We start from the raw sequence: 19399 nt of genomic DNA on the forward strand, positions 1-19399 counted from the left end.
TCCGACGGCGGACCGGAATCATGGATATTTTTTGGACAGATTCCGGCGGCGACGGCCGTGGAATGGCGAAAGCCCCGGCTCAGTGGCCGGGGCTTTCGATGCCGTGCGGGGTCGGTCAGACGTCCACGCCGTGGTTGCGGAGGTAGGCCACGGGGTCGACGTCGGAGCCGTAGTCGGGGCTGGTGCGCGCCTCGAAGTGCAGGTGCGGGCCGGTGACGTTGCCGGTCGCGCCGGACAGGGCGATCTGCTGGCCCGCGGCGACCTGCTGGCCCACCGTGACGCCGATGGAGGACAGATGGCCGTACTGGGTGTACATGCCGTCGGCCATGCGGATCACGATCTCGTTGCCGTACGCCCCGCCCCAGCCGGTGGAGACGACGGTGCCGACGCCGACCGCGTGCACGGAGGTGCCGGTCGCCGCGTGGAAGTCGATACCGGTGTGGGAGCCGGAGGACCACAGAGAGCTGCTGGCCATGTAGCCGGTGGACACGTAGGAGTGCGCGATCGGGGCGACGAAGGTGTTCAGCCGCTTGCGCTCGGCCTCGCGGGCGGCCCGGGCCCTGGCCTGGCGCGCCTCCTTCGCGCGCTCGGCGGCGGCCTTCTCGGCCGCCTGGTGCTCGGCGATCCGCTGCTGGGCGGTGGCCTGGGCGTCGATGTGCTCGGCGAGGTCGTCGGTCGCGGCGAGCACGGGGGTGAGGCCGGTCTGCTCGGCGGTTTTCTCGGCGGCGAGCGCCGGGGACGCGGCGAGGGTGCCGATGACGCCGGTGGTCGTGAGGGCCGCGACTCCGGCCGCGTGAACGGTGGTTCGCTTGACCCGGCCGGGCTTGCGGTGCTTCCCGGTGGCGCACATGAACGCCATGCGTGTGGCTGTCCTTTCCTTCCCTCTCGCCTACCGGGTTAGCTGACGGGTTCGGAGCAGGAAGGTCTCCTACGGGCCCGCACGTCTCGCGCGGATGCCCGATTCACCCCAGGGGACGGTGGGTCCCCGGCTCCCCTGGCTCGCGCCTCGGGGACTCGGCGATGGCTGTCCGGTGCCGCGGCTGCGGCGCACTGCCCGACGGACAACCCGGACGACGCTAAGCGGACCGGCTCTCAATCCTCAAACGGAACGCGGCTTTTGTAGCGCATCCCACAGGGCAGACAGGCAACCTCCGTATCAATTCGGACATCCTGAGGAGAGAGTGGAACAAAGTGGGGCCCTGACGACCCGTAGGCCGTCAGGGCCCCACCCCGCAAGGGGCCTGCCCGTAGGTGCCGTTACTCGGCGGCCACCACGGTGACCTCGCCGATGCCCAGCGCCTCGACCGGTGCCTTGATCTGCGCGGCGTCACCGACCAGGACGGTCACCAGGCGGTCCACCGGGAAGGCGTTGACGACCGCCGCGGTGGCCTCCACGGTGCCCGTCGCGGCCAGTTGCCGGTAGAGCGTCGCCTGGAAGTCGTCGGGCAGGTGCTGCTCCACCTGGTCGGCGAGCGTGCCCGCGACGGCCGCCGCGGTCTCGTACTTCAGCGGCGCGACGCCGACGAGGTTCTGCACGGCGACGTCCCGCTCGGCGTCGGTCAGGCCCTCCGCCGCGAGGGTGCGCAGCACCTTCCACAGGTCGTCGAGCGCCGGACCGGTGTTGGGGGTGTCCACGGAGCCGCTGATGGCGAGCATGGAGGCGCCGTTGCCGCCCGGGCCGGAGCGGAGCACCTGCCCGAACGCGCGCACACCGTAGGTGTAGCCCTTCTCCTCGCGCAGGACGCGGTCCAGGCGGGAGGTGAGGGTGCCGCCCAGGCAGTAGGTGCCGAGCACCTGGGCGGGCCACACCCGGTCGTGCCGGTCCGCGCCGACGCGGCCGATGAGCAGCTGCGTCTGGACGGCGCCGGGCCGGTCCACGATGACCACGCGTCCGGTGTCGTCGGCCGTCACCGCGGGCACCGGCCGGGGCTCGCCCGGGGTGCCGGTCCAGGCGCCCAGGGTCTCGCCGAGCAGCGCGTCCACGTCGATGCCGGTCAGGTCGCCGACCACGACCGCGGTGGCCGTGGCGGGGCGCACGTGACGGTCGTAGAAGGCGCGCACGGCGACCGCGTCGATCTTCTCGACCGTCTCCTCGGTGCCCTGGCGCGGCCGGGACATGCGCGTGGACGCCGGGAACAGCTCCTTGGAGAGTTCCTTGGCGGCCCGGCGGGCGGGGCTGGCCAGCTCGTGCGGAATCTCGTCCAGGCGGTTGCGGACCAGCCGCTCGACCTCGCTGCCGGCGAAGGCGGGGGCGCGCAGCGCGTCGGCGAGCAGGCCGAGGCCCTTGGTCAGACGCGAGGCGGGGACCTCCAGGCTCAGCCGGACGCCGGGGTGGTCGGCGTGCGCGTCGAGGGTGGCGCCCGCGCGCTCCAGCTCGGCGGCGAACTCCTCGGCGGAGTGCTTGTCGGTGCCCTCGGAGAAGGCTCGCGCCATGATGGTGGCGACGCCGTCCAGGCCGGCCGGCTCGGCCTCCAGGGGGGCGTCCAGGAGCACCTCGACGGCGACGACCTGCTGACCGGGGCGATGACAGCGCAGCACGGTCAGGCCGTTGTCGAGCGCGGCGCGCTCGGGGGCCGGGAAGGCCCACGGCTTCGCCTCGCCGGCCTGCGGCTGGGGGTGGAAGTCCATGGTGGCGAGCTGCTCGGTCACTTGGCCGTCTCCTCGTTCTCGTTTCCGGCCTCTACGGTGGCCTCCGACTCCGGGTCCTCGGGCACGTCGGCGTCCTCGACGGCCTGCGGGGACTTCGGCTCGTAGACCAGGACCGCGCGGTTGTCGGGGCGCAGCCGGGCCTTGGCGACCTCCCGGACCTCCTCGGGGGTCACCTCCAGGATGCGGTGCACGGCGTTGAGGGCGAGCTGCGGGTCGCCGAACAGGACGGCGTAGCGGCACAGTTCGTCGGCGCGGCCCGCGACGGTGCCGAGCCGGTCCAGCCACTCGCGCTCCAACTGGGCCTGGGCGCGCTCCATCTCCTCGGGGGTGGGGCCCTCCTCGGCGAACCGGGCCAGCTCCTCGTCGATGGCGGTCTCGATGACCGGCACCTCGACGTCGCCGGAGGTCTTCACGTCCAGCCAGCCCATGGAGGGCGCGCCGGCCAGGCGCAGCAGGCCGAAGCCGGCCGCGACGGCCGTGCGGTCGCGCCGCACCAGCCGGTTGTACAGCCGGGAGGACTCGCCGCCGCCGAGGACGGTCAGGGCGAGGTCGGCCGCGTCGCACGCGCGCGTGCCGTCCTGCGGCAGCCGGTAGGCGGCCATCAGGGCGCGCGCCGGGACCTCCTCGACGACGACCTCGCGCAGCTGCCCGCCGATGACGTCGGGCAGGGTGCCGTCACGGGGCGCGGGCTTGCCGTCGTGGGCCGGGATGGTGCCGAAGTACTTCTCGATCCAGGCGAGGGTCTGCTCGGGGTCGATGTCGCCGACCACGGAGAGCACCGCGTTGTTCGGCGCGTAGTAGGTACGGAAGAACTGGCGGGCGTCCTCCAGGGTGGCCGCGTCCAGGTCCGCCATGGAGCCGATCGGCGTGTGGTGGTAGGGGTGGCCCTCGGGGTACGACAGGGCGGTCAGCTTCTCGAAGGCGGTGCCGTAGGGGACGTTGTCGTAGCGCTGGCGGCGCTCGTTCTTGACGACGTCGCGCTGGTTCTCCATGGACTCGTCGTCCAGCGCGGTCAGCAGGGAGCCCATGCGGTCGGCCTCCAGCCAGAGCGCGAGCTCGAGCTGGTGGGCGGGCATGGTCTCGAAGTAGTTGGTGCGCTCGAAGCTGGTGGTGCCGTTGAGCGAGCCGCCGGCGCCCTGCACCAGTTCGAAGTGGCCGTTGCCCTTGACCTGCCCGGAGCCCTGGAACATCAGGTGCTCGAAAAGGTGAGCCAGGCCGGTGCGACCCTTGACCTCGTGGCGGGAGCCGACGTCGTACCAGAGGCAGACCGCCGCCACCGGGGTCAGGTGGTCCTCGGAGAGCACCACGCGCAGACCGTTGGCCAAGCGGTGCTCGGTCGCTGTCAGGCCCCCGGAGCCTGCCTCGGCTGTGGTCGTGTGACCCATGGGCATGTACGTCCCTTCGCGAGCGGAGGCGGTTAGTGGAAACCGCGGTTTTCCTGCCGTTCCTGCCACTGTATGCAACGCGTGCGGGGCCCCGGCGAAGTTCCCGCGGCGCGTACGCCCACAGCGGATCGCGTAGCCTGCCTCGGACCCCGCATCCGGTGATCGTCCGGGGCGCCGGTCCGGGTTGTCAGTACCCCGGTCCACAATGGTCCGCGACAGATCCGTCAACCGCTTCAGCACGAGCGAGCCGAAGGGTGCGCGCCCCGAAGGCGAGCGACCAGATCAGGAGGAGCCGGCAGCGATGGCCCGCCGCAGCACGAAGACCCCGCCGCCCGACGATTCGTACGAGGAGAAGATCCTCGACATCGACGTCGTGGACGAGATGCGTGGCTCCTACCTTGAGTACGCGTACTCGGTCATCTACTCGCGCGCCCTGCCGGACGCCCGTGACGGCCTCAAGCCGGTGCACCGCCGGATCGTCTACCAGATGAACGAGATGGGCGTGCGCCCCGACCGCGGCTACGTGAAGTGCGCGCGTGTCGTCGGCGAGGTCATGGGCAAGCTGCACCCGCACGGCGACGCGTCGATCTACGACGCCCTGGTGCGCATGGCCCAGCCCTTCTCCATGCGGCTGCCCCTGGTCGACGGCCACGGCAACTTCGGCTCGCTCGGCAATGACGACCCGCCGGCCGCCATGCGGTACACCGAGTGCCGGATGGCCGAGGCCACCAGCCTGATGACCGAGTCGATCGACGAGGACACGGTCGACTTCGCGCCGAACTACGACGGCCAGGAGCAGGAGCCGGTGGCCCTGCCCGCCGCCTTCCCGAACCTGCTGGTCAACGGCTCCTCGGGGATCGCGGTCGGCATGGCGACCAACATGCCGCCGCACAACCTGCGCGAGGTCGTGGCCGCCGCCCGCCACCTGGTCAGGAATCCGAACGCGGACCTGGACGCGCTGATGAAGCACGTCCCCGGCCCGGACCTGCCCACCGGCGGCCGGATCGTCGGCCTGGACGGCATCCGGGACGCGTACGCGACCGGCCGGGGCACCTTCAAGATGCGCGCGACGGTCTCGGTCGAGCCGGTGACGGCCCGCCGCAAGGGCCTGGTGGTCACCGAACTGCCGTTCACGGTCGGCCCCGAGAAGGTCATCGCGAAGATCAAGGACCTGGTCAACGCGAAGAAGGTCCAGGGCATCGCCGACGTCAAGGACCTCACCGACCGCGAGCACGGGCTGCGCCTGGTCATCGAGATCAAGAACGGCTTCGTGCCCGAGGCCGTCCTGGAGCAGCTCTACAAGCTGACGCCGATGGAGGAGTCCTTCGGCATCAACAACGTGGCCCTGGTGGACGGTCAGCCGCTCACCCTGGGTCTGAAGGAGCTCCTGGAGGTCTACCTCGACCACCGCTTCGAGGTGGTGCGCCGGCGCAGCGAGTTCCGGCGCGGCAAGAAGAGCGACCGGCTGCACCTGGTCAAGGGCCTGCTGACCGCCCTGGTCGACATCGACGAGGTCATCCGGCTGATCCGGTCCAGCGAGAACTCCGCGCAGGCCAAGGAGCGCCTGATGGGGCACTTCTCGCTGAGCGACGTGCAGACGCAGTACATCCTCGACACGCCGCTGCGCCGGCTCACCAAGTACGACCGCATCGAGCTGGAGGCGGAGAAGGACAAGCTCACCGGGGAGATCGCGGAGCTGACCCGGATCCTGGACTCCGACCAGGAGCTGCGCAAGCTGGTCTCCGCGGAACTGGCCGCCGTGGCCAAGAAGTTCGGCACCGACCGGCGCACCGTCCTGCTGGAGTCCGGCGGCGCTCCGGCGGTCGCCGTGCCGCTCCAGGTGGCCGACGACCCGTGCCGGGTGCTGCTGTCCTCCACGGGCCTGCTGGCGCGTACCGCGACCGCCGAGCCGTTCCCCGAGCAGGCGGGCGCCAAGCGGGTCAAGCACGATGTGATCGTCTCGGCGGTGCCGGCGACCGCGCGCGGCGAGATCGGCGCGGTGACCTCGGCGGGCCGGCTGCTGCGGATCAACGTGGTCGACCTGCCGCAGCTACCCGAGACGGCGGGCGCGCCGAACCTCTCCGGGGGCGCCCCGCTCGCGGAGTTCGTCTCCCTGGAGGACGACGAGACGGTGGTCTGCCTGACCACGCTGGACGAGTCCTCCCCCGGCCTCGCGCTCGGCACCGAGCAGGGCGTGGTCAAGCGCGTGGTGCCCGACTACCCGTCCAGCAAGGACGAGTTGGAGGTCATCACGCTCAAGGAGGGCGACCGGATCGTCGGCGCGGTGGAGCTGCGCACCGGCGAGGAGGACCTGGTCTTCATCACGGACGACGCGCAACTGCTGCGCTTCCAGGCCTCCATCGTCCGCCCGCAGGGCCGACCGGCGGGCGGTATGGCGGGCATCAAGCTCACCGACGGCGCGAAGGTCATCTGCTTCACCGCCGTCGACCCGGCCGTCGACGCGGCGGTCTTCACGGTGGCCGGCTCGCGCGGCACCCTGGACGACTCGGTGCAGACGACGGCCAAGCTGACCCCGTTCGACCAGTATCCGCGCAAGGGCCGGGCCACCGGCGGCGTGCGCTGCCAGCGGTTCCTGAAGGGCGAGGACTGTCTGGCGCTGGCCTGGGCGGGCCCGGTGCCCGGGCGCGCTGCCCAGAAGAACGGCACCCCGGCGGAACTGCCGGAGCCGGACCCGCGCCGGGACGGCTCGGGCACCTCGCTGCCGAAGACGGTGTCGGTGGTCGCGGGGCCGGTCTTCTAGGGCTCTTCCAGGGCCTTTCTCCGGAAGAGGTCCTCACCGCCCGTAGGGCTCCGGGTCCGGTTCGTCCTCGGAGCCCTGTACGTAGCGCAGGACGCCCCACATGCCGTGCTCGTCGGCGTGCGGGGCGTCGCTCTCGCACTCCTTCGTTTCCTTGCCGAGTGCCTCGGTGTCGATGCCGGAGCCGATCAGCACGAGCTGGGTGCGGCGGGCCTCGCCGGGCGCCCACGGCTCGGGGTAGAAGCGCAGGAACCGGCCCACGGCGTGCACGGTGTACCGGTTGCGGGGGTCGCAGGGGCCGAGGTCGACATGTCCCTTGATCCGGTACAGCCCCTCGGGCCGGCTGTCCAGGAAACGCATCAGCCGGCGCGGGTCCAGGGGGACGTCGGAGGTGAAGGACAGGCTGTCGTAGCCGGTGTGCAGGTGCCCGGCGTGGTCGTCCGCGCGGCGGCCGTCGCCGTGGTCGTCGCCTTGGTCGTCGCCGCGGTCGTCGCCTTGGTCGTCGCCGTGGTCGTGCAGATCGTCGAAGGAGAGCTGGCCAATGCGTTCCTCGCTCGGCCGGCAGTCGAAGAGGAACTCGGGGTCGAGGCGCCCGTAGGTGGCGGGGACGACGGCGGCCCGGTCGGTCAGCGACGCCACCAGGGCAAGCACCCGTTCGGGGTCCGCGGCCCGGTCGGTCTTGTTGACGACGACCAGGTCGGCGAGGGCGAGGTGCCGGTCGACCTCGGGGTGCCGCGCGCGCGTGTCGTCGAACTCGGCGGCGTCCACGACCTCGACGAGACCTCCGTAGACGATGCCGGGCTGCTCGCTGGCGAGCACCATCCGCACCAGCTCCTGGGGTTCGGCGAGTCCGCTGGCCTCGATGACGATCACGTCGACGCCGGTCTCGGGAGCGGCGAGCCTGCCCAGGTAGACATCGAGCTCGCTGGTGTCCACGGCACAGCACAGGCAGCCGTTGCCGAGGGAGACGGTGGAGTCGCCGAGGGCGCCCGCGACGGCCAGCGCGTCGATCTCGATGGCCCCGAAGTCGTTGACGATCGCCCCGATCCTGCTGCCCGCGCTGCGGTGCAGCAGGTGGTTGAGGAGCGTGGTCTTCCCGGAGCCGAGGAATCCGGCCAGGACGACGACCGGGATCTGCGGCTGGGGGCGACGGCCGCCGTCCGTGCTGTGCGCCAAGCTGTCCGCCAAGGGGCTACCTCTCTCCTGTGAACCGGCTCCGGACCAGGATAAAAGGGTTCCGGGGACGGACGGCGGGGACGGAAGACGGGGGCGGAAGAGCGGGGGCGAAGGCAGGGGCGGGGGCGGGTGGGAGGCCGGGGTCCCCGGGCCCGGACCGGCCGGTCAGGCGGCGGGCACCGCGACCGGCGCCTCGGGGCCCACATAGCGCGCCGCCGGGCGGATGATCTTCGGATCGGCCGCCTGTTCCAGGAGGTTCGCGCTCCAGCCCACCACCCGGGCCGCCGCGAAGGTCGGGGTGAACATCTCCCGGGGCAGACCGCACAGTTCCATGACCACACCGGCGTAGAACTCGACGTTGGTGTGGAGTCCGCGGCCCGGCTTCAGCTCGGCGAGGATGGCCTCGACCCGGCGTTCGACCTCCACCGCGAAGTCCACCCGGGGGCCGCCGAAGCCGAGGGCGATCTCCCGGAGCATCCGCGAACGGGGGTCCTCCGTGCGGTAGACGGCGTGTCCGAAGCCCATGATCCGCTCGCCGGCCAGCACCCGTTCCCGGATCCAGGGGTCGATGCGCTCCGGAGTGCCGATCGCGTCCAGGGTGTCCAGGGCCCGGCTGGGCGCCCCTCCGTGCAGCGGGCCCGACAGCGCGCTCACCGCGCCGGTCAGACAGGCCGCCGCGTCGGCGCCGGTGGAGGCGATGACGCGCGCCGTGAAGGTTGACGCATTGAATCCGTGGTCAATGGTGGAGATCAAGTATTGCTCGACCGCACGGGCGTGGCGCGGATCAGGTTCCGAACCGGTCAGCATGTACAGGTAGTTGGCCGCGTACGGCAGGTCGTCGCGCGGCTCCACGGGTTCGAGCCCCCGCCCCAGGCGATGCAGGGCGGTGAGCAGAGTGGGTACGGCGGCGCAGGCGGCGAGGGTGTCGGCGCGGCGCCCGGCGGCGTCCAGGTCGTACACCGGCCGGAACTCGCGTGCCGCGCCCAGGAGGGACAGCGCGGTGCGCAGGCCGGCCAGCGGTCCGGAGGCGCGGCTCGCGGCGGCGATGGCGGGCAGGGCCGCCCGGACCTCCTCGGGCAGCCGCCGCAGCGCCGCCGTCTCGGCGACGAAGGCGGCGCCGCGCCCGGCGTCCGGGAGGGTGCCGTGCACGAGCAGGTGCCAGACGTCCTCGAAGCGCCGGGTGCGCGCGAGGTCGACCGCCGAGTACTGGCGGTAGTGGTAGAAGCCCTCCCGCCCCCGGACATCGCCGATCTCCGTCTCGGTGACGACGACGCCCGCGAGACCGCGCGGTACGTCGACGAGGGGCGTTGGGGTCCTGTCGATGGCCATGATTGTCCTCTCTGAGCTTGATCCGACTGTCCATGCTTGACGCTTTCTCTGTCAATGTTGATTGAATCAATGCAAAGCAAGTTGGCCATCGAGATGTCCAGAGACCGCTACGGTGACCCCCATGCGCGATCCCGAACCCGCCCCCAACCGCCCCGGGCGAAGACTGACCACCAAGGAGACCGCCGAACTGCTCGGCGTGAAGCCCGAGACGGTGTACGCGTATGTCAGCCGCGGCCTGCTGACCAGCAAGCGCGAGCCCGGCGGCCGCGCCAGCACCTTCGAGGCGCGCGAGGTGGAGGACCTGGCCCGGCGCAACCGCCGTGAGAGCGCCGGGATCCCGGGCTCCGGCGGCGACCTCTCGGTGCGCACCCGGATCACGCTGATCGAGGCGGACCGGTACTACTACCGGGGCGTCGACGCCACCGAACTGGCCGCCCGCCACTCCTACGAGGAGGTCGCGGAGTGGCTGTGGACCGGCCGGCTCGTCCCGGGTACGGCCTTCACCGCGCCCGAGGCGACCGTGCGCGTCGCCCGCTGGGCCGTGAAGGCGCTGCCCGAGCACACCTCCCCCATCGACCGGCTGCGGGTCGCGACGATCGCCGCGGCGGCCGAGGACCCCTTGCGCTTCGACCTGTCCGGGGCGGCCGTCCTGAACACGGCGCGCGTGCTCATCCCCACGCTTGTCGCCGCCCTGCCGCCGGTCGTGCGCGACCCCGGGGACGGCGTGCCGCTCGCCCACCGCCTGTGGTCGCGGCTGACCGGCCGCCCGGCGGACGAGGACGCCCTGCGCGTGCTGGACGCCGCGCTGGTCCTGCTCGCCGACCACGACCTGGCCGCCTCCACGCTCGCGGTCCGGGTGGCCGCCTCGGCGCGGGCCCACGCCTACGCGACCGTCTCGGCCGGCCTCGGCGTGCTGGAGGGCCCGCTGCACGGCGCCAGCAGCGGCCTCGCCCACCGGATGCTGCTGGACGTGCTGGAACTGGGCAACGCCGCCCCGGTGATCGCCGACGAGCTGCGCGCCGGCCGCCGCATCCCCGGGCTCGGCCATCGCCTCTACACCGGCGAGGACCCGCGGGCGCAGGTCCTGTTCGGCCTGCTGGAGCGGCTCCCGCGCGCGGAGCCGGCCCTGCTCGCCGCCCGCGACATCGTCGCCACGACCGCCCGGCACACCCCGCTGCACGCCAATGTCGACCTGGCGCTCGCGGTGTTCACCTCCTCCTTCGGCATGCCGGCCACCGCCGGCGAGACGATCTTCGCCGTCGCCCGCACGGCGGGCTGGATCGCGCACGCCCTGGAGGAGTACGGCGAGCGCCCGCTGCGTATGCGCCCCGTCGGCCACTACATGGGCCCGCGCCCGCCGCAGCCCCTACCGGAGGCGGACTGAGCCCCGCGACCCGCCCCGGCCCGCCGAAGCCGGGGCCGCCCTTCCACAGGGCCACCTTCCATGAGCACGACACGACCCCAGGCCGGAAGTCGCCCTGCCCTGAGTCAGGTTAGGCTCACCTCTGTGAGTAGGTGTGCGACCGTCTCCCGGAGCCTCGACGAGCCCGTTTCCGCGACGGCGGCCACGGCGACGACATGGCTGCTGCTGGAACAGCCCGGCCCCTGGGGCGCCAAGGCGCTCACTTCAAGCCACCTGGACCCGGCGGTCGGCCGCGCGCTGGAGACGGCCGCCGAGGGCACCGGCGTACGCGTCGCCCTCATCCGGCGCCCCGGCCGCCACGCGGACCCCGGCACCTCCGAGCTCCGCCAGGTCTACGCCGCCCACACCGCGCCGGGACGGACGTGGCTGCACGCGGCCACCACCCGCGATCCCCGGCACCTCCTCGGCCTGGACCTCCCGGCCCTCGGGGCGGGCGACCACGGCTCCTTCGGCGCGGTGCTCGGAGGTCGTCCGCACACCGGCGATCCGCTCGCGCTCGTGTGTACCAACGGAAAACGCGACCGCTGCTGCGCCCTGCTGGGCCGCCCGCTCGCCGCCGAGCTGGCCGCGTCGGGGGAAGGCGGGATCTGGGAGGTCACCCATCTGGGTGGACATCGCTTCGCGCCGACCGTGCTCGTGCTGCCGTACGGCTACGTCTACGGCCGCGCCGAGGCGCCCACCCTCAAGAGGGCCCTGGACGGCGTCCGGGAGGACCGGGTGGCCGTCGAGGGGTGCCGCGGCTGCTCCGCCTTCGACCCTCCTGGCCAGGCTGCCGAACTGGCGGTGCGTGAGGTGGCGGGCGAGTACCGGGCGGGCGTTCTGGGCGTCGTACGGACCGAGGGCACGGCTCCGCGCTGGGCGGTCACCGTCGCCCATGCCGACGGCCGCCGCTGGCGGGTCACCGTGGCGCGCGGGGCGTCGCTGCCGCCGCGCCCGGAGAGCTGCGGCGCCGCGGTGCTCGGCACACCGGCCCGGATGACCGTGGTGGCGGTGCGCGAGCTGCGGCCCACGGCGCTGGCGAGCTGAACCGCGCGGCGGGCGCACCCCGTACTGTCGTCCCCCATGAGCCCCACTCCCCCCGCACGCCGCCTGCGCCTCGGTATGCCACGGCGGGTGTTCTCGCAGGTGCTGCTCATGCAGGTGACGATCGCCGCGGGCGTCGCGGTGCTCGTGACCGGCCTGTTCCTGGCACCGCTGAGCACACAGCTGGACCACGAGGCGATGCGCCGCGCGCTGGCCATCGCCGAGACCACGGCCCAGGACCCGCAGATCGCCAACGGCCTGCTGACCACCCCGCCGACCGAGGACGGCCCGGTGCAGCGGGAGGCCGAACGGATCCGGCTCGCCACGCACGCCGAGTACATCGTGGTCCTGGACCGGCACTGGGTGCGCTGGTCGCACCCGACCACCTCGCAGATCGGCCGCACGGTCTCCACGAACCCGTCCGGCGCCCTGGCCGGCAAGGAGGTCATGGAGATCGACCGGGGCACCCTGGGACGCTCCGCGCGCGGCAAGGTGCCGCTGTACGACGCCCGGCACCGCCTCATCGGGGCGGTCTCGGTCGGCATCGCCTACGACAGCGTGCGCGCCCGGCTGATCGGCGTCATCCCGGGGCTCCTCGCCTACGCCGGGGGCGCCCTCGCGGTGGGCGCGCTGGCCGCCTGGCTGATCGCCCGCAGGGTGCAGCGGCAGACCCGGGACCTGGCCTTCTCCGACATCTCGGCGCTGCTCGCCGAGCGCGAGGCGATGCTGCACGGCATCCGTGAGGGAGTGGTCGCACTGGACCGGGGCGGCCGGATCCGGCTGCTCAACGACGAGGCACGACGGCTGCTGGGCATCGGCGACGAGGCCGTGGGCCGCGCTCCCGACGAGGCGCTCGGCGAGGGCCGTACGACCGACGTGCTGGCCGGACGGGTGACCGGCACCGATCTGCTGACGGTGCGCGGCCGGCGGGTGCTGATCGCCAACCGCATGCCCACCGGCGACGGCGGTGCGGTCGCCACCCTGCGCGACCGCACCGAACTGGAGCAGCTGGGTCGCGAACTCGACTCCACGCGCGGGCTGATCGACGCCCTGCGCGCCCAGGACCACGAGCACGCCAACCGGATGCACACCCTGCTCGGGCTGCTGGAACTGGAGATGTACGACGACGCGGTGGAGTTCGTCGGGGAGGTGGTCGGGGACCACCGGGTCACCTCCGAACAGGTCACCGAGAAGGTCCATGACCCGTTGCTGGCCGCATTGTTGGTCGGCAAGGCGACCGTGGCGGCCGAGCGCGGGGTCGCCCTGTGGGTGTCGGAACGCAGCGGGCTCCCGGACCGGCTGGTCGACCCGCGCGGGCTGGTGACGGTCGTCGGCAACCTGGTGGACAACGCCCTGGACGCGGTCGCGGGCACCCCGCATGCGCGCGTGGAGGTCGAGTTGCGCGTCGAGGGCCGCGCGGTCGTGCTCAGGGTGCGGGACACCGGGCCCGGAGTGCCCCTGGACCAGCGGGAGCTGGTCTTCACCGAGGGGTGGTCCACCAAGCGGGCGCCCGCGCACGGCAAGCGGGGCCTCGGCCTTTCGCTGGTGCGCCGGCTCGCCGAACGCCAGGGCGGCAGCGCGACCGTGGGCACCGCCGGCGGGGGCGGTGCGGAGTTCACGGTGGTGCTGCCGGAGGCGCTGAGCGAGCCGGAGCTGGAGTCCGGGCCGGGCCTGGAGCCCGAGCCCACGGCCCGCAACAGTTGATTGCGTTGACGGGCCGCCGTACCTACTTGACCGCCTTGACGAACTCGGTCGTGTACGTCTTGCTCAGGTCGACGTTCGCGTTCTTGATGTTGGGGTTGAACGCCTTGAGCACCTTCTCCACGGTCTCGGGGCCGTTCTGCGGCATCACTCCGTCGTCGGTGAACATCGGCAGGGTGCTCTTGACGGACTGGGTGTAGAGGGCCTTGTCGCCCTGGGAGTAGTCGGCCGGCATCTTGGCGGCTATCTCGTCGGCGCTGTGGGTGGACATCCACTTGAGCGTCTTGACGAAGGCATTGACCAGCTTCTGGACGGTGTCCTTGTGGCCGTTCACCCAGTCCGTCTGCATGTACAGACTGGACGACGGGTACGGCCCGCCCAGTGCCTGCTGCGAACCCTCGGGGGTGCGCATGTCGAGCAGGATCTTGCCGGCCTTCTTGTCGAGGATCGTCGCCACGGTCGGGTCGGTGGTCATGCCGCCGTCGATCGAGCCCTTCTGCAGCGCCGCGATGAACGTCGGTCCCGCGCCCACCGCGACCGGCGTGAACTCGCTGACGTCCACGCCGTTCTTCACCGCCAGGTACTTGGTGAGGAAGTCGGTCGAGGACCCGAGCCCGGTCACACCCAGCTTGCGGCCCTTGAAGTCCTTGGGCGACGTGAGGTCGCCCGCGGCCTTGTCGGAGACGACCTCCACCTCGCCCGGTGCGCGGGAGAACTGGACGACGGACTCGACCGACTTGCCCTTCACCTGGAGGTCGAGGGTGTGGTCGTAGAAGCCGACCGCGCCCTGCACCTGGCCGGCGACGAGCGCGGTCTCGGCCTGGACCCCGGCGGGTTCGGACATGAGCTGGACGTTCAGGCCCTCGTCCTGGAAGTAGCCGAGGCGCTGGGTGAGCATCGCGGGCATGTAGATGACCTTGTCGAGGCCGCCGACCATGATCTTGACGGTCTCGCCCTTGCCACCGCCGCCGGAGCCGGCCGCGGAACCGGCCGCGTCGTTGGCGCAGGCGGTGAGCGAGGACAGGGCGAGCAGGCCGGCGGCGGCCAGGGAGGCGTGTCTTGCGGTCTTGCGCATGGCGGTTCACGTCCTTGTGAGAGGGCGGTGCGGGGGGATGGTGCGGGGGTGCGGGGGCCGGTTCGGCGGAGAGCCGCTCGGTGGTCCGGGTCGGCGGGGTCAGCTGTCGGAACCGGCGGGCTTCCAGCGGAAGATGCGCCGCTCGGCGAAGGTCAGCAGGCCCTCGGCGGCGAGGGCGACGACGGCGAGGATCACCATCGCGGCGTACACACCGGCCGCGTTGAAGGTGTTCTGCGACTGCGCGACGAGCAGGCCGATGCCCTTGGTCGCGCCGATGTACTCGCCGACGATGGCGCCGATCAGCGCGAAGCCGAAGCTGACATGGAGGCTGGTGAAGATCCAGGAGGTGGCCGACGGGATGACCACCTGGAGGGTCACCCTGCGGTCGCTCGCGCCCAGGATGCGGGCGTTGGCCACCAGGTTGCGGTCCACCTCGCGGGCGCCCTGGAAGGCGTTGAAGAACACCGGGAAGAAGACCAGCACCACGGCCGAGGCGACCTTGGAGGACGGGCCGAGCCCGAACCAGATCAGGAAGATGGGCGCCAGCACGATCCTGGGGATCGAGTTGAGCACCTTGATGTACGGACCAAGCACCTCGGCGAGCAAGCCGATCCGGCCGAGCGCGATGCCGAGGAGGACACCGGCGACCACGCCGACGACCCAGCCGAGCAGGGCCTCGTAGAGCGTGTACCAGACCTGCTCTCCCAGGGAGCCGAGCGCGGTGCCGTGCATGACCCAGGTGGAGATCTGGTCCCAGATCTTCGAGGGCATCGAGAAGTTGAACGGATCGATGACCTTCGCCCGGGACAGCGCCTCCCACAGGCCGAGCACGGCGACCAGGAGCACCACCCGCGCGGCGTTGACGAAGAGCCTGCGGCGGCGGACGGCCTGGGCGCGGCTCCGGGCTCGGTCGGACGTCTTGGCGGTGCCCGCGACCGGGGTGTCGAGAACCTCAGGCGACATGTGCGGCACCCCTCTCACGGGTGATGCGGACCTCTTCGCCGAGGGACTCCCAGATTTCCCGGTAGATCTCGATGAAGCGCGGCTGGAGGCGCACCGACTCGACCTTGCGCGGCCGGGGCAGATCGATCTCGAAGACCTGTTTCACGGTCGCGGGCCCGGCGGTCATCACGACGACCTTGTCGGCCAGCGCGATGGACTCCTCCAGGTCGTGGGTGACGAAGACCACCGAGGCGCCGGTGCCCGCCCACAGCTCCAGCAGCTCGTCCGACATCAGCGCCCGCGTCTGCACGTCGAGCGCCGAGAACGGCTCGTCCATCAGCAGGATCTCGGGGTCGTTGACGAAGGTGGCGGCGAGGGCGACGCGCTTGCGCTGGCCGCCGGAGAGCTGGTGCGGGTAGCGGTCCTCGAAGGCGGCGAGCCCGACCCGGGCCAGCCACTCACGGGCCTTCTGCCGGGCCTCGGCCTTGGGGACGCCCCGGAAGCGGGGGCCCGCCATGACGTTCGACAGCACGGTGCGCCAGGGGAAGGTGGCGTCCTGCTGGAAGACGAAGCCGACCTTGTCGCCGACGCCGTCGACCGGCTCCCCGGCGACCAGCACCTCGCCCTCGCTGGGCTCCTCCAGCCCGCTGACCAGGGTCAATGTGGTGGACTTGCCGCAGCCGGTCGGCCCCACGACGGCCACGAACTCGCCGCGCCCCACGGTGAGGTCCAGGCCGCGCACGGCCGTGTGCAGTCCCCCGGACGGGGTTCTGAAAGTCTTGCTCGCGCCCCGCAGCTCGATCGCGGGGCCGGTGTGTGCGCTCATGGCCCGGGACGGTAGGTCCAGCCCGGTCCGAGCAGCAGTCTTGTGTGCACAAGCCGTTCTTTTGCTCGCAAGAACCTGTTGTGCTCTTTTTGCTCGCGCTACAACTGCGGAGCCGCACAGGCGGGCCTGGCGCTCGCCGGCCTTGAAGGAGAGGCCTGATGATTGACGTTCTGGTGGTCGACGACGACTTCCGCGTCGCCGAGATAAACGCCAAGTACGTGGGAAAGGTTCCCGGTTTCCGGGTGGCCGCCCGCGCGCACAGTGCCGCCCAGGCGCTGGCCGCCGTGGAACGCGGCGCCATCGACCTGGTGCTGCTCGACCACTATCTGCCGGACCGTACCGGCCTGGAACTCGTCCACCGCATGCGCGAGCAGGGCGAGGGCACGGACGTCATCATGATCACGGCGGCCGGCGATGTCGCCACCGTCCAGCAGGCGATGCGCCTGGGGGCCCTGCACTACCTGGTGAAACCGTTCACCTTCGCCGCGCTGCGCACCCGGCTGGACTCCTATGCCGCGCTGCGCCGCACGGTCGACCGGGTGGGCGGCCGGGGCGTGGCCGGCCAGGAGCAGGTGGACCGGATCTTCGGGGCGCTGCGCACGGCCCCCGCCCCGTCCGCGCCCGGCCTGCCGAGCGGCCACACCGCGCCCACGACGGACCTGATATGCGACGTACTGCACGGCGCCGACCACCCGCTGTCGGCCCACGAGGTCGCCGCCCGCACCGGCCTGAGCCGCTCCACGGCCCAGCGCTATCTGCGCCACCTGGAACAGGCCGGCCGCCTGCGGCTCTCCCTGAAGTACGGCGACACCGGCCGCCCGGAGCACCGCTACGCATGGGTGGCACCGTGACGGTCCACGCCCGGTCCGCTAGGCGGCCCCGGACCCGGTGAGGGAACGCACCTCCGTCTCGGCGTACTTGGCCTCGTCCGGGACCTCGTCCGAGGTGACCGTGCCCAGCCAGCCGGCGAGGAAGCCGAGCGGGATGGAGACGATGCCGGGGTTCTGCAGCGGGAAGTACTGGAAGTCGACGCCGGGGAACAGCGAACCCCGGCAGCCGGACACCACCGGGGACAGCAGCATGAGCCCGAGCGCCAGCACCAGTCCCCCGTACACGGCCCACACCGCGCCCCGGGTCGTGAAGCCGCTCCAGAACAGCGAGTACATCAGCACCGGCAGGTTCGCCGACGCGGCGACCGCGAAGGCGAGGCCGGCCAGGCAGGCGACGTTCAGGTCCCGGGCCAGCAGTCCGAGCACGATCGCCAGGACACCGATCCCGACGGCGGCGCACCGCGCCACAGCCACCTCACCGCGCGCCCCGACGCTTCCTCCGCCGCTCTTCCCGCCGCCTGAGCGCCGGAGCGACGCGTACAGATCGTGGGCCACGGAGGCGGAGGAGGCGAGCGTGACACCCGCGACCACCGCGAGGATCGTGGCGAAGGCGATGGCGGCGACCACCGCGAACAGGACCGTTCCGCCCGTGGAGCCCGCGCCGCCGCCCAGGTCGAGGGCGAGTAGCGGCACCGCCGTGTTCCCGGCCGCGTTCGAACCGCGCAGGGCCGTCGGCCCCACGACCGCCGCCGCCCCGAATCCGAGGACGATCGTCAGCAGGTAGAACCCGCCGATCAGACCGATGGACCACGCCGCCGAACGGCGTGCGGCGCGCGCGGTGGGCACCGTGTAGAAGCGGGACAGGATGTGCGGCAGCCCCGCGGTGCCCAGTACCAGCGCGAGGCCCAGGCTGATGAAGTCGAGGCGGGCCGTCCAGTTCCCGCCGTACTTCAGGCCGGGCGCCAGAAAGGCCTTCCCGTGGCCGCTGCGCTGCGCGGCCGCGACCAGCAGCCGGTCGACATCGCCGTGGAAGCGCAGCAGGAGAAGCACGGTCAGCGCGACCGTCCCGCCGAGCAGCAGCACCGCCTTCACGATCTGGATCCAGGTGGTGGCCCGCATCCCGCCCAGCGACACATAGATCACCATGAGCGCGCCGACACCGACGACCGTCCAGGCCTGGGCCGCCCCGCTCGTCCGCCCCAGCAGCAGCGCCACCAGGCTGCCCGCGCCGACCATCTGCGCCACCAGATACAGCACGGACACCACGACCGACGACGTGCCCGCCGCGATCCGCACCGGGCGCTCTCTCATCCGCGCGGCCACCACGTCGGCCAGGGTGAACCGCCCGCAGTTGCGCACCAGTTCGGCCACCAGGAACAGCACCACCAGCCACGCCACGAGAAAGCCGACCACATACAGCAGCCCGTCGTAGCCGTACAGCGCGATCAGCCCCGTGACGCCCAGGAAGGAGGCCGCCGAGAGATAGTCGCCCGCGATGGCAAAACCATTCTCCATCGGGGAGAAGAGCCGCCCGCCCGCGTAGAACTCCTCCGCCGAAGCACGCCGACGCCGGCTCACCCACGTCGTGATCCCGAGGGTGGCCGCCACGAACCCGCCGAACAGCAGCAGCGCCGGCGTCTGGTGATCGCCGGTCACCGGGCACCTCCCCGCGTTCCCCGCGCCATCTCCTGCGTCTCCCAGCGCAGTTCCAGCGCGGCCCGGTCACGCCGCAGCCGCGCGTGCCGGGTGTAGGCCCAGGTGAGCAGGAACGTGGTGAGGAACTGTCCGAGCCCCGCGAGCATCGCCACGTTGACCGCCCCCACCACGGGCCGCGCCATCATCCCCGGAGCGGTGGTCGCCGCGATCACATACGCGATGTACCAGCTCAGAAAGACCGCGACCCCGGGCACCACGAACCGCCGGTATCTGCCGCGCACCTCCCGGAAGGCCGCGCTGCGCTGCACCTCGACGTACACATCGCGGGCCTGCGCCGGCATCGCGTCCCCCTCCCCGCGCGGGGACGGCACGGTCGGCGCGGACGGCGCGACCGAGGCGGGCCTCCCGGTGCCGTCCGGCTCGCCCCAGCCCAAGGCCGACGGGTCGGACCAAGGGTCCTCGTCGTGCCGCACGTCGCGGGTGGGCGCGCCGTGGTCCCTCCGGTTCTCGGCCGAACACTCGGGACCGTCCCCCGCGCCGCGGGCCCGATCGTTGCTTGACTGCATGCCCAAGGATGGACAGATCGGGAAGTTCCGTGACTCTTCTTCTCCGCGCTCTTCACCCCA

Annotated in this window: 15 protein-coding genes and 1 riboswitch; of the genes, 5 read left to right on the plus strand and 10 right to left on the minus strand. The window is 72.1% G+C overall.

Annotation, left to right across the window (positions count from 1 at the left end):
- Nucleotides 1-115 precede the first annotated feature (115 nt).
- The 3 genes from AB0927_RS19055 to AB0927_RS19065 all read right to left on the minus strand — a co-directional run bounded on the left by AB0927_RS19055 (nt 116) and on the right by AB0927_RS19065 (nt 4040).
- Entirely contained in the window at nt 116-859 is a 744-nt protein-coding gene (locus AB0927_RS19055) for a M23 family metallopeptidase (protein WP_366668781.1), read from the minus strand.
- Nucleotides 860-871: 12 nt separating this feature from the next.
- Nucleotides 872-1030: riboswitch (cyclic di-AMP (ydaO/yuaA leader) on the minus strand.
- Between the two features lie 227 nt (nt 1031-1257).
- A complete protein-coding gene (locus AB0927_RS19060; protein ID WP_366668870.1) occupies nt 1258-2628 on the minus strand; it encodes a pitrilysin family protein in 1371 nt (456 codons plus the stop codon).
- Between the two features lie 17 nt (nt 2629-2645).
- Nucleotides 2646-4040, minus strand: a complete 1395-nt coding sequence (locus AB0927_RS19065) for a pitrilysin family protein (protein WP_366668782.1) — start codon at nt 4038-4040, stop codon at nt 2646-2648.
- Between the two features lie 295 nt (nt 4041-4335).
- Here AB0927_RS19065 and AB0927_RS19070 point away from each other — a divergent pair, with 295 nt between their 5' ends.
- Entirely contained in the window at nt 4336-6795 is a 2460-nt protein-coding gene (locus tag AB0927_RS19070) for a DNA topoisomerase IV subunit A (RefSeq protein WP_366668783.1), read from the plus strand.
- Between the two features lie 33 nt (nt 6796-6828).
- On the opposite strand, the gene AB0927_RS19075 is transcribed toward AB0927_RS19070, so the two are convergent.
- A complete protein-coding gene (locus AB0927_RS19075) occupies nt 6829-7980 on the minus strand; it encodes a GTP-binding protein (protein ID WP_366668784.1) in 1152 nt (383 codons plus the stop codon).
- Nucleotides 7981-8133: 153 nt separating this feature from the next.
- The gene (locus tag AB0927_RS19080) at nt 8134-9297 is read right to left on the minus strand and encodes a citrate synthase/methylcitrate synthase (protein ID WP_366668785.1); all 1164 of its coding nucleotides are present in this window, start codon (nt 9295-9297) and stop codon (nt 8134-8136) included.
- Between the two features lie 121 nt (nt 9298-9418).
- On the opposite strand from AB0927_RS19080, the gene AB0927_RS19085 reads away from it, so the two are divergent.
- From AB0927_RS19085 to AB0927_RS19095, 3 genes are all read left to right on the plus strand, one after another.
- Complete coding sequence (locus tag AB0927_RS19085; RefSeq protein WP_366668786.1) at nt 9419-10681, plus strand: citrate synthase; 1263 nt, start codon at nt 9419-9421, stop codon at nt 10679-10681.
- A gap of 123 nt (nt 10682-10804) precedes the next feature.
- On the plus strand, nt 10805-11746 hold the full coding sequence (locus AB0927_RS19090; protein ID WP_366668787.1) for a sucrase ferredoxin: 942 nt from the start codon (nt 10805-10807) through the stop codon (nt 11744-11746).
- Nucleotides 11747-11782: 36 nt separating this feature from the next.
- Nucleotides 11783-13447: a sensor histidine kinase gene (locus AB0927_RS19095; RefSeq protein WP_366668788.1), complete on the plus strand. Its 1665-nt coding sequence runs from the start codon at nt 11783-11785 to the stop codon at nt 13445-13447.
- A gap of 22 nt (nt 13448-13469) precedes the next feature.
- On the opposite strand, the gene AB0927_RS19100 is transcribed toward AB0927_RS19095, so the two are convergent.
- From AB0927_RS19100 to AB0927_RS19110, 3 genes are all read right to left on the minus strand, one after another.
- Nucleotides 13470-14519, minus strand: coding sequence for an ABC transporter substrate-binding protein (locus AB0927_RS19100; RefSeq protein WP_366668789.1), 1050 nt, complete (start codon nt 14517-14519; stop codon nt 13470-13472).
- 99 nt (nt 14520-14618) lie between these two features.
- Nucleotides 14619-15482: an ABC transporter permease gene (locus AB0927_RS19105; RefSeq protein ID WP_366668790.1), complete on the minus strand. Its 864-nt coding sequence runs from the start codon at nt 15480-15482 to the stop codon at nt 14619-14621.
- A complete protein-coding gene (locus AB0927_RS19110) occupies nt 15472-16287 on the minus strand; it encodes an ABC transporter ATP-binding protein (protein WP_366668791.1) in 816 nt (271 codons plus the stop codon). Before AB0927_RS19110 ends, AB0927_RS19105 begins: the two co-directional genes overlap by 11 nt.
- Nucleotides 16288-16445: 158 nt before the next feature.
- Here AB0927_RS19110 and AB0927_RS19115 point away from each other — a divergent pair, with 158 nt between their 5' ends.
- On the plus strand, nt 16446-17138 hold the full coding sequence (locus tag AB0927_RS19115; protein ID WP_366668792.1) for a response regulator: 693 nt from the start codon (nt 16446-16448) through the stop codon (nt 17136-17138).
- 18 nt (nt 17139-17156) lie between these two features.
- Here AB0927_RS19115 and AB0927_RS19120 read toward each other — a convergent pair whose 3' ends face one another.
- Together AB0927_RS19120 and AB0927_RS19125 are read right to left on the minus strand one after the other, a co-directional pair.
- Entirely contained in the window at nt 17157-18773 is a 1617-nt protein-coding gene (locus AB0927_RS19120) for a cation acetate symporter (protein WP_366668793.1), read from the minus strand.
- A complete protein-coding gene (locus tag AB0927_RS19125) occupies nt 18770-19339 on the minus strand; it encodes a DUF485 domain-containing protein (protein ID WP_366668794.1) in 570 nt (189 codons plus the stop codon). Before AB0927_RS19125 ends, AB0927_RS19120 begins: the two co-directional genes overlap by 4 nt.
- Between the last annotated feature and the right edge of the window lie 60 nt (nt 19340-19399).

Origin of the sequence: Streptomyces sp. NPDC048106 (genome assembly GCF_040706415.1) — a bacterium.
Lineage (GTDB): Bacteria > Actinomycetota > Actinomycetes > Streptomycetales > Streptomycetaceae > Streptomyces.